At 72.4% G+C, this 15,423-nt stretch carries 14 protein-coding genes; 9 read left to right on the top strand and 5 right to left on the bottom strand.

Features of this window, described 5'->3' with window-relative positions; genetic code table 11:
* Positions 1–37: 37 nt before the first annotated feature.
* Positions 38–1,141: an endonuclease/exonuclease/phosphatase family protein gene (locus N542_RS27740; RefSeq protein ID WP_036505973.1), complete on the top strand. Its 1,104-nt coding sequence runs from the start codon at positions 38–40 to the stop codon at positions 1,139–1,141.
* 15 nt (positions 1,142–1,156) lie between these two features.
* On the opposite strand, the gene N542_RS0102225 is transcribed toward N542_RS27740, so the two are convergent.
* Both N542_RS0102225 and N542_RS26285 read right to left on the bottom strand, forming a co-directional pair.
* A complete protein-coding gene (locus tag N542_RS0102225) occupies positions 1,157–1,381 on the bottom strand; it encodes a DUF6752 domain-containing protein (protein WP_155992822.1) in 225 nt (74 codons plus the stop codon).
* Positions 1,369–2,946 (bottom strand): class I SAM-dependent methyltransferase, encoded by a 1,578-nt coding sequence (locus N542_RS26285; RefSeq protein WP_051551295.1) that lies wholly within the window; start codon positions 2,944–2,946, stop codon positions 1,369–1,371. Before N542_RS26285 ends, N542_RS0102225 begins: the two co-directional genes overlap by 13 nt.
* 27 nt (positions 2,947–2,973) lie before the next feature.
* Between N542_RS26285 and N542_RS0102240 the strand changes: the two genes are divergently transcribed.
* Together N542_RS0102240 and N542_RS0102245 are read left to right on the top strand one after the other, a co-directional pair.
* The gene (locus N542_RS0102240; RefSeq protein ID WP_028642540.1) at positions 2,974–4,038 is read left to right on the top strand and encodes a glycosyltransferase family 2 protein; all 1,065 of its coding nucleotides are present in this window, start codon (positions 2,974–2,976) and stop codon (positions 4,036–4,038) included.
* A gap of 107 nt (positions 4,039–4,145) precedes the next feature.
* Entirely contained in the window at positions 4,146–5,963 is a 1,818-nt protein-coding gene (locus tag N542_RS0102245) for an alkaline phosphatase family protein (RefSeq protein WP_028642541.1), read from the top strand.
* Between the two features lie 21 nt (positions 5,964–5,984).
* Here the strand turns inward: N542_RS0102245 and N542_RS0102250 are convergent, their stop codons facing one another.
* Positions 5,985–7,112, bottom strand: a complete 1,128-nt coding sequence (locus N542_RS0102250) for an endonuclease/exonuclease/phosphatase family protein (RefSeq protein WP_155992823.1) — start codon at positions 7,110–7,112, stop codon at positions 5,985–5,987.
* 136 nt (positions 7,113–7,248) lie between these two features.
* Here N542_RS0102250 and N542_RS0102255 point away from each other — a divergent pair, with 136 nt between their 5' ends.
* The 4 genes from N542_RS0102255 to N542_RS0102270 are packed head-to-tail and all read left to right on the top strand — an operon-like array spanning position 7,249 to position 10,639.
* Complete coding sequence (locus N542_RS0102255; protein ID WP_028642543.1) at positions 7,249–8,520, top strand: magnesium transporter MgtE N-terminal domain-containing protein; 1,272 nt, start codon at positions 7,249–7,251, stop codon at positions 8,518–8,520.
* Positions 8,521–8,573: 53 nt separating this feature from the next.
* Entirely contained in the window at positions 8,574–9,101 is a 528-nt protein-coding gene (locus N542_RS22990; protein WP_081794984.1) for a DUF1003 domain-containing protein, read from the top strand.
* Between the two features lie 11 nt (positions 9,102–9,112).
* On the top strand, positions 9,113–10,276 hold the full coding sequence (locus N542_RS0102265; RefSeq protein ID WP_028642544.1) for an Mrp/NBP35 family ATP-binding protein: 1,164 nt from the start codon (positions 9,113–9,115) through the stop codon (positions 10,274–10,276).
* Positions 10,277–10,294: 18 nt separating this feature from the next.
* Complete coding sequence (locus N542_RS0102270) at positions 10,295–10,639, top strand: sec-independent translocase (protein ID WP_028642545.1); 345 nt, start codon at positions 10,295–10,297, stop codon at positions 10,637–10,639.
* A 12-nt stretch (positions 10,640–10,651) separates the two neighbouring features.
* Here the strand turns inward: N542_RS0102270 and N542_RS0102275 are convergent, their stop codons facing one another.
* Positions 10,652–11,185 (bottom strand): hypothetical protein, encoded by a 534-nt coding sequence (locus N542_RS0102275; RefSeq protein WP_028642546.1) that lies wholly within the window; start codon positions 11,183–11,185, stop codon positions 10,652–10,654.
* 131 nt (positions 11,186–11,316) lie between these two features.
* Here N542_RS0102275 and N542_RS26290 point away from each other — a divergent pair, with 131 nt between their 5' ends.
* Together N542_RS26290 and N542_RS0102285 are read left to right on the top strand one after the other, a co-directional pair.
* Positions 11,317–11,955 (top strand): LysM peptidoglycan-binding domain-containing protein, encoded by a 639-nt coding sequence (locus tag N542_RS26290; protein WP_051551296.1) that lies wholly within the window; start codon positions 11,317–11,319, stop codon positions 11,953–11,955.
* Positions 11,952–12,470 (top strand): Rv3235 family protein, encoded by a 519-nt coding sequence (locus N542_RS0102285; RefSeq protein WP_028642547.1) that lies wholly within the window; start codon positions 11,952–11,954, stop codon positions 12,468–12,470. The genes N542_RS26290 and N542_RS0102285 overlap by 4 nt, the downstream gene beginning before the upstream one ends.
* A 105-nt stretch (positions 12,471–12,575) precedes the next feature.
* On the opposite strand, the gene secA is transcribed toward N542_RS0102285, so the two are convergent.
* The gene (gene secA / locus N542_RS0102290) at positions 12,576–15,410 is read right to left on the bottom strand and encodes a preprotein translocase subunit SecA (RefSeq protein ID WP_028642548.1); all 2,835 of its coding nucleotides are present in this window, start codon (positions 15,408–15,410) and stop codon (positions 12,576–12,578) included.
* Between the last annotated feature and the right edge of the window lie 13 nt (positions 15,411–15,423).

The following is a 15,423-nucleotide window of genomic DNA, read 5'->3' on the forward strand; positions in this document are numbered from 1 at the left end:
CCCGGACCGACCCGCGACGACACAGAGGACTGGGCCAGTGGCACGGCGCTCGCACGCACCCGGCCCCCGTCGCTGGGCCGCCCCGGCCCTGGTGGCTCTCCTGCTCGTGGCCTCGGGGTGCACGACGTCGGAGCCCGCGGCGGGCCCGCCGGGCCAGACCTCCAGCCCGACGAGCAGCCCGTCGACCAGCCCGACGAGCAGCCCGTCGACCGGCCCGACCGAGCCCCCGTCCCCGACGGCCTCCGGCTACCCGTCCGTGGCGACGCTCGACCGGGAGATGGCGCGCGAGGGCCTGCAGCGGGTGCCGCCGTCCAGCTGGCGGCCGGCGCAGTTCCGGCTGGCGTCCTTCAACCTCCTCGGCGCCACCCACACCCAGGGGCCGGACCGCCGCAAGGACTACCCCGACGCCGATCAGCGGCTCCCCGGCGAGCTGCGCGCGCTGGAGCGGGCCCGCGTGACCGTCGCCGGCCTGCAGGAGTTCCAGTGGCCCCAGGCACGGCGGTTCCGCGAGCTCGTCGGCGACCGCTACGCCGTCTTCCCGGGCACCTCCCTGGGCCGGTCCCGCTCGGACAACTCGATCATCTGGCGCACCGACGTGTGGGCCCTGGTGCGCAAGCGCACCAAGCTGGTGCCGTACTTCCACGGCCACCTGGTGCGGATGCCGCAGGTGCTGCTCCGGCACCGGAGCTCGGGCCGCCTGGTGTGGTTCGCGAACTTCCACAACCCTGCGGACGTCGGCGGCCCGGCCCGACGGTGGCGCGACCAGGCGGTGGTGATCGAGGCGGAGCTCGTCGCCAAGCTCGGCCGGACCGGCGTCCCGGTGGTCGTGACCGGCGACATGAACGCCCGGGGCGGGTTCGCCTGCGAGCTCACCGGGCGGACCGGCATGCACTCGGCCGACGGTGCCGCGGTCGTCGACGGGCACTGCCGTCTCCCGGCGTCGCCGGAGATCGACTGGATCTTCGGCACCCGCGCGCTGCGCTTCTCGCACTACCGCAGCGACTCCGGCCCGGAGCGCCGTCACCTGACCGACCACCCGCTGATCACAGCGACCGCCACCCTGCGCGGGGTCGAGGAGCGTGCGGGCTGCACGTCGCGGATCTCGGACGCCGGCGTGGTCTGGTACTGCCACCGGCCGTGACGCGCCGCCCGACGCTCAGCGGGCGAGCGGGTCCCCGATGTCGGCGCGGTAGCGCTCGAGCACCTCGGTCAGCGCGGCCTCGTCCCGGTCCGCCGCGGGCAGCAGCAGCTCGGTCACCACGTCGCACAGCTCGGCGAGCCGGACGTTCAGCTGCCGGCACTCCTGGATCTCGGACTCCAAGACCCGCACCCGCTCACTGAGCGACCGGCGCCGGGTGAGCAGCCTCTTCAACGGGTCCATGACGCCACCATTCTGCAGATCACGGGGGGGCCGCCGGGTGGCGCCTCCCCCATCCCGGCCTCGCGCTCGCCGAGCTCGACCACCTGCTCGACCCGGCCGCCGCTCGACACGACCAGCTCGCTCAGCTGCTCCGCGTCGACCGGGTCCAGGCCCAGGCGGCCGGACAGCTCCGTCGGCGCGGTGTAGGCCTGGACGTAGAGCCTCCCCGAGGACCGGGTCACCATCTTCGCGAGCCGCACCAGGTTGGCCCGGCCGCGACGGTCGGTCGCGTCGACGAGGTGGTGCGCGAGCATGATCCGCGGTCCCTCCTCGCGCGCCAGCCAGGTGCCGGCGCCGAGCACCGAGCGGAGCTCGCCGAGGTTCATCCACTCGAACCGGACCTCGACGCCGCGGCGCTCGGCCCGGCGTACGGCGCGGCGCAGGTCGGGCGGGAAGTAGTCGAGCCCCACGGTGCGCGCACCCTGGGCGGCGAGCCACAGCGCGTCGCTGCCGCGACCGCAGCCGACGTCGACCACCGTGCCGAGCACCGGCTCCTGACCCGCCACCCAGCGCACGAGCTCGCTCGGTCCGGTGCGCTCGGGCGGCAGCGTCCCGGCGCGGCTGCGCGCCCACCGGTCGTCGAGGCCGACGCGGGCGCCGCGGAACCAGCCGTTGAGGCGCCGCTGGGTGCTCACCGGGGTGACGAACTTGAAGGCCGGGTCCGGCAGCCGCCAGCTCTCGCCGTACATCGCCTCGAGCAGGTGCTCGGGCCGGGCCGGCACGGGGAACTCGCGCCCGGCGAGGGTCGCGCTCGTCCGCGGGTGGAGCCACTCGTCGCGGAACGGGTGCCCGACCTCGCCCATCAGGTAGAGCATGCCGTCGCGGGAGAACCCGCCGAACACGTCGAGCCCCCGCGAGGTGCCGCCCGGCTCCTCGAGGATGACCTTCAGCCCGAGCCCGCTGTAGCGCTGGACCCGGAAGCCCATCTCGCGCAGCCGCCGCTGCAGCGCGTAGGACTCGCGGACCACGTCGACCGGGAACTCGAAGCGGCTGACGTAGCCGACGTCGGCATCGGAGTCGTGCCCGATGAAGTCCTGGTCGCGCACGGCGCCGAGCAGCGTGCCGTACGCCAGGAACGGCTCGACCCCGGCCTTCTCCAGCGCCCCGATCACCACCTCGAGCGCGTCGAGGAGCGGCTCGAGCTGGGCAGCGTCCCGGTCGCCGAAGAGCCGGGTCAGCCGGTTGCTCTTGTCCAGGGCCAGCGCGTGGCCCTGGGCGTCGCGCACCTCCACGGTGCCCTCCCCGGAGCCCAGGCGAGCGTCGTACGACGTCCACCGGGTGCCGTCCGCCGGGTCGGCCAGCGTGACGGTCACGACGCCGTTGAGGAACCGGCGCAGGGTCGCCGGCCACGGGTAGCGCAGCCACTCGCCCTCGGGCCGGGTGTCGCGGCGCAGCCAGAAGGAGCCGACGCGCTGGTCGCCGAAGAGGAAGTCGACCGGCCCGTCGCCCGCTCCGCGCACCAGGAGGCCCTCGTCATCGACCTCGAGAGCGGTGACCGAGCCTCGGGGCGCGTCCGTCGGGCTCACGCTGTGCACCTTATCTAGGATGCGCGGGTGATCCTCACCGTGACTACCCTCAAGGACACACTGCCCAACGTCCAGCGGTTCGTGGCCGGCAACCTGGCCGGCGGCATCGACCACCTGATCGTCTTCCTCGACGCCGCGGATCCCGAGGTCGAGTCGTGGCTGACCGCCCAGCCCGACGTGACGCTCGTGGTCACCGACCGCTCGTGGTGGAACGGTGAGCGCCCGCGGCTGCTGAACCGGCGTCAGCGGCTCAACGCCAACCTGGCCCGGGCGGTCCTGACCCGGGTCGAGGGCGCGGAGTGGCTCTTCCACCTCGATGCCGACGAGATCGCCCGGATCGACCGGGCCGAGCTGGCGGCCGTGCCCGCCGACGCCCCGGCCGTGAACCTCCGCCCCCTCGAGGTGGTGAGCCAGCTGCGCCCGGCGGGCGAGCCACGGCTCTTCAAGCGGCTGCTCGAGGAGCCCGACCTCCTCCTGCTGGAGGCCCTGGGCGTGCTGGACGAGCCCGACAACGACCGCTACTTCCGGAGCCACATCGCGGGCAAGGTCGGCGTCCGGCCCCGGCTGGACGTGTGGCTGGGCATCCACAAGGCGGTCGACCACGCGGACGACCGGCTCCCCCTGCACCGCTCGCCCGGCCTGGAGATGCTGCACCTGGAGTCCTACTCCGGCGAGGAGTTCGTGCGGAAGTGGACGGCCATGATCGGCTCCGGTCCGCGGATGAACTTCGGTGAGCACCGGATGAAGCTGGCCACCGCTCTCAAGGCGGTGGTGACCAAGGACCTGGCGCCCGAGGAGGCCGCCCACTTCCTGACCGCGATCTACGAGCGGCACATGCAGGACCCGGTCGACGTCCTGTCCCGGCTGGGCCTGCTGACCGAGGTCGACCCGCTGTCCGGCGACCACCGGCCCGAGCGGCTCCCCCAGGAGCAGTCCGAGCGGCTGCGGTCGCTCCTGGAGGCACTGCGCGGCGAGGACAAGTGGCAGTTCCTGCCGGAGCGGGCCGGGGCCGCGGAGGTCACCGCGACGATGGACCGGATCGCCGGTCGCCCGAGCGGGTCCGGTCGACGGGGCCTCTTCCGGCGCTCCTGAGGGCACCACATGGGTCACTCGCGGGCTCACCGATCCCACCCGTGTCACCTAGCATGGGACGGTCCATCGCCCCGGTGCCTCCGGTCACCGCCGTCCGGAGAGCCGCCATGTCACGCCGTCGTCCCACCCTCCTCAGCGCGGTCGTCGCGGTCATCACGCTCACCGCCAGCGCCGCGCTGCTCGCTCCGACGGCGGCCACCGCTGCCGTCGCGTCCCCCGACGCGACCGCCCCGACGACGTTCCGCGTCGCCACCTTCAACGTCCTCGGCTTCGGCCACACCGAGCCGGGCGGGGACCGCAAGGGCTACGCCGACGGCCGCAAGCGGATGGTGTGGGCCGCACGCGCGATCACCGAGTCGGCGGTCGACCTCGTCGGGTTCCAGGAGTTCGAGCCCCCGCAGTACGCCACCTTCGCCCGGCGGATGCCGACGTGGGGGATGTGGCCGACCGCCGCTCAGGGCACCCAGGCGACGCAGAACACGATCGCGTGGGACGAGCGCGCCTGGACGGCCGTCGTGACGACGACGTACCGGTCGCCGTACTTCCACGGGAAGATGCAGCTGCGCCCCCTGGTGCAGCTGCGCAACAACCGGACCGGCCAGCTGGTGTGGGTCCTCAACACCCACAACCCCGCCGACGTCGGCGGCCCGGCCCAGAAGTGGCGCGACCGGTCGGAGCAGATCCAGGCGGCGCTGGTCAACGACCTGCGCCGTCGGCAGCCGCACGTCCCCGTGATCCTCACCGGCGACATGAACGACCGCGACAAGTTCTACTGCCCGATGACCTACCTCACCGAGCTGGAGTCGGCCAGCGGCGGTGTCCACGGCAACCCGCCCGACGGCAGCTGCACGCCGGCCACGCCGGTGCTGATCGACTGGGTCATGGGCACCGGCGACATCGCGTTCAGCGGCTACACCTCGCGCCGCGACACCCTCGTGAAGAAGGCCTCCGACCACCCGCTGGTGTACGCCGCGGCGTCGATCGCCAGCCAGGCGGCCCGCGCCGCGAACGTCCGGCGCGTGGTCGTGATCGACGTCGAGGGCCTGCCCTCCCGCTACGTGAGCGCGCGGCGTACCCCCGCGCTGGCGCACCTGCGCAAGACCGGTGCCTCGACGCTGAACGCCCGCGGGAGCGTCGAGAGCCGGGCGTCCCTGCCCAACACCGTCAGCATCCTCACCGGCCGCACCGTCGCCCGCCACGGCGTCCGGCGCAACAAGGACACCGGCTCGACCATCCGGGCCGCGGCGGGGCAGTACGTGTCGAGCGTGTTCGACGTGGCCCACGACCTGGGCCTCACGACGTCGCTCTACTCGGGGGACCCGCGCGCAGGCCTGCTGGTCCGCTCGTGGAACGCCCGGCACGGAGCCGCGGACCCGTACGGTCGCGACAACGGGCGGCGCAAGCTCTCGGCCGCCGTGGTCAGCAGCCGCGACAGCGTCGCGTCCGCGGCGGCCCGCAAGCGGCTCGCCACGCGCCCGAGCGGGCTCACCTTCGTCCAGCTCAGCGGGCCCGCCCAGGCCGCAAAGGAGTCGCGCGTCGGGAGCAGGCAGTACCTCAGGGCGCTCCGGGCGGCCGACCTGCGCGTGCGCAAGATCCTGCGTCAGGTCAACCGGGGCTCCAGGACGAAGGGCTCCACCCTCGTCATCGTGACCAGCAGCACCACGGCGCTCCCGGCCTCCTCGCGCTACCACGCCCTGCCGCTGCTCGTGCACGGCCCACGGGTGCCGCACGCGGGCCTCTACTCCCTCAACCGCGGCTACCAGGACCCGGGCACTCGGCGTACGACGTACTCCGGCAAGCAGCCGATCCGCACGGGCGTCGTCGCCAACCTGGTCACCAGCGCACTGCGGCTCCCCCAGGTCCCGCGCAGCGGGTTCGACAGCCGGCAGACCTTCAACGTCTTCGTCGACCCCACCCGGCGCTGACGCCGGGCTGGCGCCCCACGGCTAGCGCTGCGCGAAGGTCGCGTCGCTGACGATGACCGGGTGGTCCGTCATCTGGTCGATGACGCCGCCGTCGAGCACCTGGTAGTTGGCGAACCGCACCGGCGTGGACCCGAGGATCCAGTCGATCTGGGCCTTGCCCGGCACCGAGCACGGCGGACCACCGGTCGCCCCGCTCGCGCTCCTCATCGTGGGAGCCCGGGCGGTCAGCCGGCAGAAGAACGCCTTGCGCTCGTTGAAGTCACCGGTCATGATCACCGGAGTGCCGTCGGCGCCCAGCTGCGTGGCCAGGTCGGCCTCCATCGCGGTCGCGCTCTCGCGCCACCTCTGCGCGGCGCCCCGCACGTCGGCGGCGTTGTGGAAGTTGGCGAACCAGATCCGCTGACCGGTCGCGATCTCCTCCAGCAGCACGTACGGCATCCGCAGCGCCCGGCCGTGGAAGTACGGGATCGGGATGGTCTCGGTGCGGAGCGCCCGGAACCGGCCGGTGTCCCAGGCGATGCTGTTGGCGCCCTCGTACTCCGTGAGCTGGGTCGTGCCCGGGTACATCGCGTACTGCGGCAGTCGCGCCTCGAAGACCCGCAGCTGCGACGGCTCGAACTCCTGGGCGCCGAAGACGTCGAGGTTGAGATTGTCGACCAGCGTGACCGCCTGCCGCGCGCGGGTCGCGCCGTCGGCGAACCCCTTGCGCCCGTGCTTGCCGCGGGTGTGGCTCGCCCCCAGCATGTTGAAGCTCGCCACCCGTACCGGGCCGGCGGCCGGTGCGGCGAGATCCTCGGCGAGCGCCTCGGCGCGACCGGCCAGCGACGAGGGGGTGTCGCTGCTGCTCTTCTTCTTCGTGGGCTTGGCGACCGGCTTGCCGCGGACCGGCCGGCCGGCCGGGACGACCGTCTGCGGCGCGGTCGACGGCGTGACCGCGGACCGGGGCGTCGCCGGGTCGCTCACCACCTGCGCGGCGTCGCCGACGACGGCGGTGGAGCTGTCGGACATGAGCTGGGCGAGGACCGCGACCACGAGACCGGCGGCCACCACCCCGGCGACCGCGACCACGGCCGCCGTACGACCCCGGTGGCCGGGTGCGCCCCGACGGGCGCCGCCGCGGCCCGGGAGAAGCGGATCGGGCGTCTCCACCGAGCTCCACACCTCCTGGGGCGACCCCTCCGCGGGGACGATCGCCGAATTCTAACGGCCGCGTGCGGGTTCCCACGATTCAGCGGTCGGGGCGGCGCCCCGCCCATCCGAGGTGGGCACGGTAGCGTCTGGGGACGTGAGTACGGCCCCCGCCCGCGTCTATGTCGCCCGCCTCGTCGGGCTGCCGATCTTCGACCCCCAGGGCGACCAGGTCGGCAAGGTTCGCGACCTCGTGGTGGCCGTCCGCTCCGAGATCCACCAGCCGCGCGTGCTCGGGATGGTGGCCGAGGTGTTCGGCCGTCGCCGGATCTTCGTGCCGATGACCCGGGTGACCAACATCGACAGCGGGCAGGTCTACACGACCGGCCTGCTCAACATGCGCCGCTTCGAGCAGCGCCCGACCGAGACGCTGGTGATCGGCCAGATGCTCGACCGCTCGGTGCTGATCCCGAGCACCGGTGCCCGCGGGACCGTCTACGACGTCGCGATGGAGCAGGCCCGCAACCGCGACTGGGTGCTGTCGCGGGTCGCCATCCAGGAGCCCACCAAGGGGCTGCGCCGGCGCGGCCAGACCCACGTGGTCGAGTGGCGCGACGTCGAGGGCCTGATCGGGCGCGAGGAGTCGCAGGGCGCGACCCACCTGATCGCGGCGCTCAACGAGATGCGCCCCGCCGACGCCGCCGCGATGCTGCACGACCTGCCGCCGGAGCGGCGTACGGCGGTGGTCGCCGCGCTCGACGACGAGCGCCTCGCCAACGTCCTGGAGGAGCTCCCGGAGGAGGACCAGGTCGAGATCCTCGAGCTCCTCGACTCCGAGCGCGCCGCCGACATCCTCGAGGAGATGTCGCCGGACGACGCGGCCGACCTGATCGCCGACCTCCCGCCGGAGACCGCCGCGACCCTCCTCAGCCTGATGGAGCCCGAGGAGGCCGAGGACGTCCGCCGCCTGATGTCGTACGTCGAGAACACCGCGGGCGCGATGATGACCTCGGAGCCGGTCATCCTGGGGCCCGACGCCACGATCGCCGACGCCCTGGCGCACGTCCGCAACCCCGAGCTCACGCCGGCGCTGGCCGCGCTCGTCTACGTCTGCCGCCAGCCGCTGGAGACCCCCACCGGCAAGTTCCTCGGGGTCGCGCACATCCAGCGGCTGCTGCGCGAGCCTCCGTCGACGCTGGTCGCCGGCGCCCTCGACGTCACCATGGAGACGCTGCGGCCCGAGGCCACCATCGACGAGGTCGCCGCGCACCTGGCGACCTACAACCTGGTCGCGGCCCCGGTCGTGGACGAGAACGGCCACCTGGTCGGCGCCGTCACCGTCGACGACCTGCTCGACCACATGCTGCCCGAGGGCTGGCGCGACCGGGCCCGCTCGGGCACCGACCTCCCCCAGGAGGCAGGACTGTGACGGACCGCAACCCGCGCCTGGACACCCCCAAGGACACCCGCCGGCAGCCGCTGATGCGGCGCCCGTCGTACAACTCCGACGCCTTCGGCAGCTTCGCCGAGCAGTTCGCGCGCTACATGGGCACGGCTCGCTTCCTGATGTGGATGACCGGCGTCGTCGTCATCTGGGTGCTGTGGAACGCCTTCGCCCCCAGCGACTGGAAGTTCGACGAGTTCCCGTTCATCTTCCTGACCCTGGCGCTGAGCCTGCAGGCGTCGTACGCCGCTCCGCTGATCCTGCTCGCGCAGAACCGCCAGGAGCAGCGCGACAAGGTGATCGCCGAGCAGGACCGGCAGGCCAACGCCCGGGGGCACGCCGACATGGAGTTCCTCGCCCGCGAGGTCGCCTCGCTCCGGATGGCCGTCGGCGAGGTCGCGACCCGCGACTTCCTGCGCTCGGAGCTCCGCACGCTGCTGGGTGAGCTCGACGCCCGCGACCAGGAGGCGCGCGAGCAGGACGCCCGCGACATCGACCTGGCCGCCGACCCTGAGCGTGGGCAGGGTCACCCCGCCCCGGCGGCTGAGGACCACCTGCCGACGTAGACTCGATCAACGTGAGCACCCCGTCTGTCGAGCAGGTCACCGCCGCCCTCGCGACCGTCAACGATCCCGAGATCAAGCGCCCGATCACCGAGCTCGGCATGGTCGAGTCCGTCGTGGTCGACGCCGACGGCACCGCCCGCATCACCGTGCTGCTGACGGTCGCCGGCTGTCCGCTCAAGGACACCATCAACCGCGACGTCACCGCCGCGGTCACCCGCGTCCCCGGCATCACCGGCGTCGACCTGACGCTCGGCGTGATGACTGCCGAGCAGCGCTCCGGCCTCCAGGAGACCCTGCGCGGCGGCCAGGCGCAGCGCGAGATCCCGTTCGCGCAGCCCGGCTCGCTGACCAAGGTCCTCGCGATCGCCAGCGGCAAGGGCGGTGTCGGCAAGTCCTCGGTGACGGTCAACCTGGCGCTCTCCATGGCCAAGCTCGGCCTCAAGGTCGGCATCGTGGACGCCGACATCTACGGCCACTCCGTCCCGGCGATGCTGGGCGTCGCCGACTACCGGCCCACCCAGGTCGACGACCTGATCATGCCGGTCCCCACGCCGAGCGGCGTCTCGGTGATCTCCATCGGGATGCTCAAGCCGCGCCGCGACCAGGTCGTCGCCTGGCGCGGCCCGATGCTCGACCGGGCCCTCGTGCAGATGCTGGCCGACGTCTACTGGGGCGACCTCGACGTCCTGCTCCTCGACCTCCCGCCGGGCACCGGCGACGTCGCGATCTCGCTCGGCCAGCACCTGCCGGGCGCCGAGGTCGTCGTGGTGACCACCCCGCAGGAGGCGGCCGCCGAGGTCGCCGAGCGCGCCGGCACGATGGCCTCGATGATGCACCAGCGCGTCGTCGGCGTCGTCGAGAACATGAGCTTCCTGCCCTGCCCGCACTGCACGGCCGAGGGCACGGAGCACCGCCTCGAGATCTTCGGCAGCGGCGGTGGCGACCGCGTCGCCGCGACGCTCTCCGAGCGCTTCGGGTACGACGTGCCGGTGCTGGGCCAGATCCCGATCGACACCTCGCTGCGCGAGGGCGGCGACGTCGGCAAGCCGATCGTCGACTCCGACCCGAGCGCCCCGGGTGCCGTGGCGCTCACCGCCATCGCCGGCCGGCTCGCCGGTCGTGGCCGCGGACTCGCCGGGATGCAGCTGGGCCTGACGCCCACCAGCAAGTTCTGACCCAGTAGGTTCTGCTTCGTGTTCGGAGTCGGCCTGCCGGAGTTCGCGGTCATCGCGGTGATCGCCATCTTCGTCTTCGGTCCTGACAAGCTGCCCGACCTGGCCCGTCAGGCCGGCCGGATGGCGCGCCAGGTGCGCCGGATGGCCAACAACGCGCGCGACGAGCTGCGCGACGAGCTCGGCCCGGAGTACTCCGACCTCGAGCTTCGCGACCTCGACCCGCGCGAGATCGTCCGCCGCCACATCACCGAGGCGATGGAGGAGGACGACGACGACTACGAGCCCCCCGTGCGCCGCAGCCGCCGTGGTCAGCGTCCCCTCGAGGACGGCGAGGCCCCGCCGTACGACGTCGACGCGACCTGAGCCACCCGGCCGTCAGCGACTCTGCACGGCCGCCAGCGCGTCGTACGGCACCAGCACGGTCCGGCCGCGCTCGCCGGTGCGCGCCTCGACGAAGTCGGCGCCCACCCGCAGCACGGTGCCGTCGAGCACGCGGCCGTCGGCGAGGTGGAGGAGGCACCGCTCCCCCGCGTCGGCGAGCCGGCGCAGCGCCGAGCCCAGGCCGAGCCGGGTCACCGGCGACCACGCGACCTCCGGGACCGACCGCTCCGAGGCACCCCGCACGGCCGTGACGGCCCCGAGGGCCACGATCCAGTCCTGACCGCTGCCGCTGACCAGGCACCAGCCGGTCCCCACCCGCCCCAGCATCCCGACGACCGCTCCCGCTCCCCGCACGTCGAGCACCACCTCGAGCCCGACGGAGGCCATCAGCCGGCTCGCGAACGTCACCTGCTGGTACTCCGACCGGGAGCGGTCGGCGAGCTCGAGGCCGCGCTCGGCGTCGTACAGCGCCTCCGCCTGCTGCTCGAGGTCGTCGAGCACCGCGAACAGCTCCTCCTCCCATGCCATGGGCGCACTCTCCCCGCGAACGGCACCGTGCCAAACGGCTGCCGGGCTGTGGAGGAGGCGTTGACGGTCAGCCCAAAGAGGCGTTTCCTTACGTAAACGCAAGCAAACGCAAACGTTCTGGGGTCTCGGCCATGAACAGCTCCCACCAGGTGTCCCGTCCACGGTGCCTCGCAGTCGCCGGCGGCGCGGCCGTGGCGTACGCCGCGCTCCTGGCGTGGCTGCTCCCGACCGTCGCGACCGGCCCGAGCGCGGTGCTCGACGAGGCCCTGGTCCGGCTCTGCGCCGCCCTGGCCCTGGTCGCGGCGGGCTGGCTGTGGCTGGCCACGACGGCCACCGTGCTCGGCGCCCTGTCCGGCCGCGCCCGCGCCGTGGGAGCGCCCGCAGCGCTGCGTCGGATCGTGCTCGCGGCCTGCGGCGTGGCGGCCACCGGGGCCCTGCTGGCCACCGGGCCGGCGCACGCGACGCCCGGGCAGCAGCACGAGGACCGGGTCGTGAGCGCGGCGTCGGCCGTCGCCGGGCTCCCGCTGCCCGACCGGGCCACCGCGTCGGCTCCCGCTCCCCCTCGCGCCCCTGCCGCGGCGGTACGCCGGACCGTCGTGGTCGCTCCCGGCGACTCGCTCTGGTCGATCGCCGCCCGCACGTTGCCGCGCGGCGCCGGCGATGCCGAGATCGAGGCCGCCTGGCGCCGGATCTACGACGTCAACCGGGCTGCCATCGGCCCGGACCCCGACCTCATCCGACCCGCCCAGCGACTGGAGGTACTGCCATGACCGACGCACGACCCCACGAGGTGGTCCCGATCCGGCGGGAGACGCGGCTCGCGAGCGTGCAGGGCACGCTGGCGCTCGACCTGCAGCCCCGCCAGGACCCGCCGCGGACGTCGGCGGCCTCCGGGTCCGGGCCGATCGCCGACGTGCTGCCGATCGAAGGCCTGCTGCGCCGCGCCACCGAGGAGTGGGCGCGCCGCTACATCCAGGCCGCCGTCGAGATCGTCGGCGGCGACCGTCCGGTCACCCAGCTGCTGCGCTGGAGCTCGCGCGAGGTCTACCAGGACCTGCAGCGTCGCGCCCTGCTGGTCGCCCGCGCGGGGCGCCACCAGCCCGGTCAGGGCCGCTTCCAGCCGGTGCGCCCCCGGGTGCTCGGCGTCCACCCGTCCTTCGTCACGCGCGACGTCGTCGAGGTGAGCTCGCACGTGCGGTACGGCGAGCGCTCCCGTGCGCTGGCCGCCCGCTTCGAGCGCACACCCGACCACCGGTGGCGCTGCACCGCCCTGGAGTTCGCCTAGGGGCCCGTCAGCGCACCCGTCGATGCTGGGGGGGACGACGTACGGCGGTGGCCACCGGGGTCACCGCCGTACGTCGTGCCGGTCGGGAGCTCGTCCCGGCCGGGCTCAGCTGATGCGCGCGGTCAGGCCCGTCGGACCGCCGGGAGCGCCGTGGCACTGCTTGTACTTCTTGCCCGAGCCACAGGGGCACTTGTCGTTGCGGCCGACCTTGGCGAACTCGTCCTCGACCGGCGCCTCGGTCTTGACCGCGACCTCGCCGTCCTCGCTCGGGGCGGAGTAGGACAGCCCCCCCTGCGGCGTGGCGGGTCGCTCGAGCCCCTTGGCCCGGATGACCGGCTGACCGCTGGGCTGGTCCCCCGACGGCAGCGCCCGAGCCATCGGCTCGATGACCTCCGGGACGTCGAGCTCGACGTCGATGCTGTCGTCGGCGTCCTCGTCCTCGACCTCGATCTGGACGTCGAGGTTGAAGAGGAAGCCGACCGACTCCTCCTTGATGCTGTCCATCATCGCGGTGAACATCTCGAAGCCCTCGCGCTGGTACTCGACCAGCGGGTCGCGCTGCGAGTAGGCCCGCAGGTAGATGCCCTCGCGCAGGTAGTCCATCTCGTAGAGGTGGTCACGCCACTTGCGGTCGAGCACGGACAGCACGACGCGCCGCTCGAGCTCGCGCATCACCTCGGCCCCGACCTCCGCCTCGCGGAGGTCGTACGCCGCGTTGGCGTCGGCCTTGAGGGTCTCGATGAGCTCCTCGCGGTCGAGGCCCTCCTTGCCACCGGCCTCCTCGACCAGCTTGTCCTGGTCGACGGTGACCGGGTAGATCTGGCGCAGCGCGGTCCACAGCGCATCCAGGTCCCACTCCTCGGCGAACTCGGCCGTGGCCCCGTTGACGTAGCCCACGACGGTGTCGTCGAGGAAGCCGCGGATCTGCTCCTCGAGGTCCTTGCCCTCGAGGACCTCCCGGCGCTCGGCGTAGATCACCTTGCGCTGGCGGTCCATGACGTCGTCGTACTTCAGCACGTTCTTGCGCGACTCGAAGTTCTGCGACTCGACCTGCCCCTGGGCGTTGGCGATCGCGCCGGTGACCCGCTTGTTCTCGATCGGGACGTCGTCCGGGATCTTCAGGACGGTGAGGACCCGGTCGACCCACTCGGACTTGAAGAGGCGCATCAGCTCGTCCTCGAGCGACAGGTAGAACCGGGACTCACCCGGGTCGCCCTGACGACCGGACCGACCACGCAGCTGGTTGTCGATGCGGCGCGACTCGTGGCGCTCGGTGCCGACCACGTAGAGGCCGCCCGCGTCGCGCACGTCGTCGTGCTCCGCCGCGACCTGCTCCTTGATCCGCTCGACCATGGTCGGCCAGGCGGCGTCGTACTCCTCCGAGGTCTCGCCGGTGGGCTCGAGGCCCTGCTTGCGCAGCTCCTGGTCGGCGAGGAACTCCACGGAGCCACCGAGCATGATGTCGGTGCCTCGACCGGCCATGTTGGTCGCGACCGTGACCGCTCCCTTGTGGCCGGCCATCGCCACGATCTTGGCCTCGTCGGCGTGCACCTTGGCGTTGAGCACGGAGTGCGGGATCCCGCGCCTGCGGAGCTTGTCGGAGAGGTGCTCGGACTTCTCGACGGACACCGTGCCGACCAGCACCGGCTGGCCCTTCTCGTGCCGCTCCGCGATGTCGTCGACGACGGCGTCGTACTTGGCCTCCTCTGTGCGGTAGACCAGGTCGGCCGCGTCCTCGCGCGCCATCGGCTTGTTGGTCGGGATCTGGACCACGCCGAGGTTGTAGATCTTGTCGAACTCCGAGGCCTCGGTCATGGCCGTGCCGGTCATGCCGGAGAGCTTGTCGTAGAGGCGGAAGAAGTTCTGCAGGGTGATCGTCGCGAGCGTCTGGTACTCCTCGCGGACCTCCACGCCCTCCTTGGCCTCGATCGCCTGGTGCAGCCCGTCGTTGTAGCGGCGACCCGCGAGCATGCGGCCGGTGTGCTCGTCGACGATGAGCACCTCGCCCTCCATGACGACGTACTCCTTGTCGTTGCGGAAGAGCTCCTTGGCCTTGATCGAGTTGTGCATGAAGGAGATCAGCGGCGTGTTGACGGAGTCGTAGAGGTTCTCGATGCCCAGGTGGTCCTCCACCTTGGTGATGCCGGGCTCGAGCACCGAGATCGTGCGCTTCTTCTCGTCGACCTCGTAGTCGACGTCCTTCTCCAGCTTGCGCGCGACGTTGGCGAACTCGGCGTACCACTGCACGTCGTCCTGCGTCGGGCCGCTGATGATCAGCGGGGTGCGCGCCTCGTCGATGAGGATCGAGTCGACCTCGTCGACGATCGCGAAGGAGTGGCTGCGCTGCACGCACTCCTCGATGGAGCCGGCCATGTTGTCGCGCAGGTAGTCGAAGCCCAGCTCGTTGTTGGTGGCGTACGTGATGTCGCAGTTGTAGGCCTCGCGGCGCTCGTCGGGACGCATCTCCGGGAGGATCACGCCGACGGTCAGACCGAGGAAGTTGTGGACGCGGCCCATCATGTCCGACTGGTACTTGGCCAGGTAGTCGTTGACGGTGACCACGTGGACGCCGTTGCCGGAGAGCGCGTTGAGGTACGACGGCAGCACGGCCACCAGCGTCTTGCCCTCACCGGTCTTCATCTCGGCGATGTTGCCCATGTGCAACGCCGCACCGCCGGTGACCTGGACGTCGAACGGGCGCATGCCCAGGATCCGGCGCGAGGCCTCCCGGGCGGTCGCGAAGGCCTCGGGCATGATGTCGTCGAGCGACTCCCCGTTGGCCAGCCGCTCCTTGAACTCGGCGGTCATGCCGCGCAGCTCGTCGTCGCTCATGGCGACGAAGTCATCCTCGATGGCGTTGACAGCCGCGGTGACAGCCTCGAGCTGGCGCAGGATCTTGCCTTCGCCGATACGGAGGATTCTGTCGAGAATGGCAGGCACGTGTGGTCCAACT

This window comes from Nocardioides sp. URHA0020, assembly GCF_000620705.1.
GTDB lineage: Bacteria > Actinomycetota > Actinomycetes > Propionibacteriales > Nocardioidaceae > Nocardioides.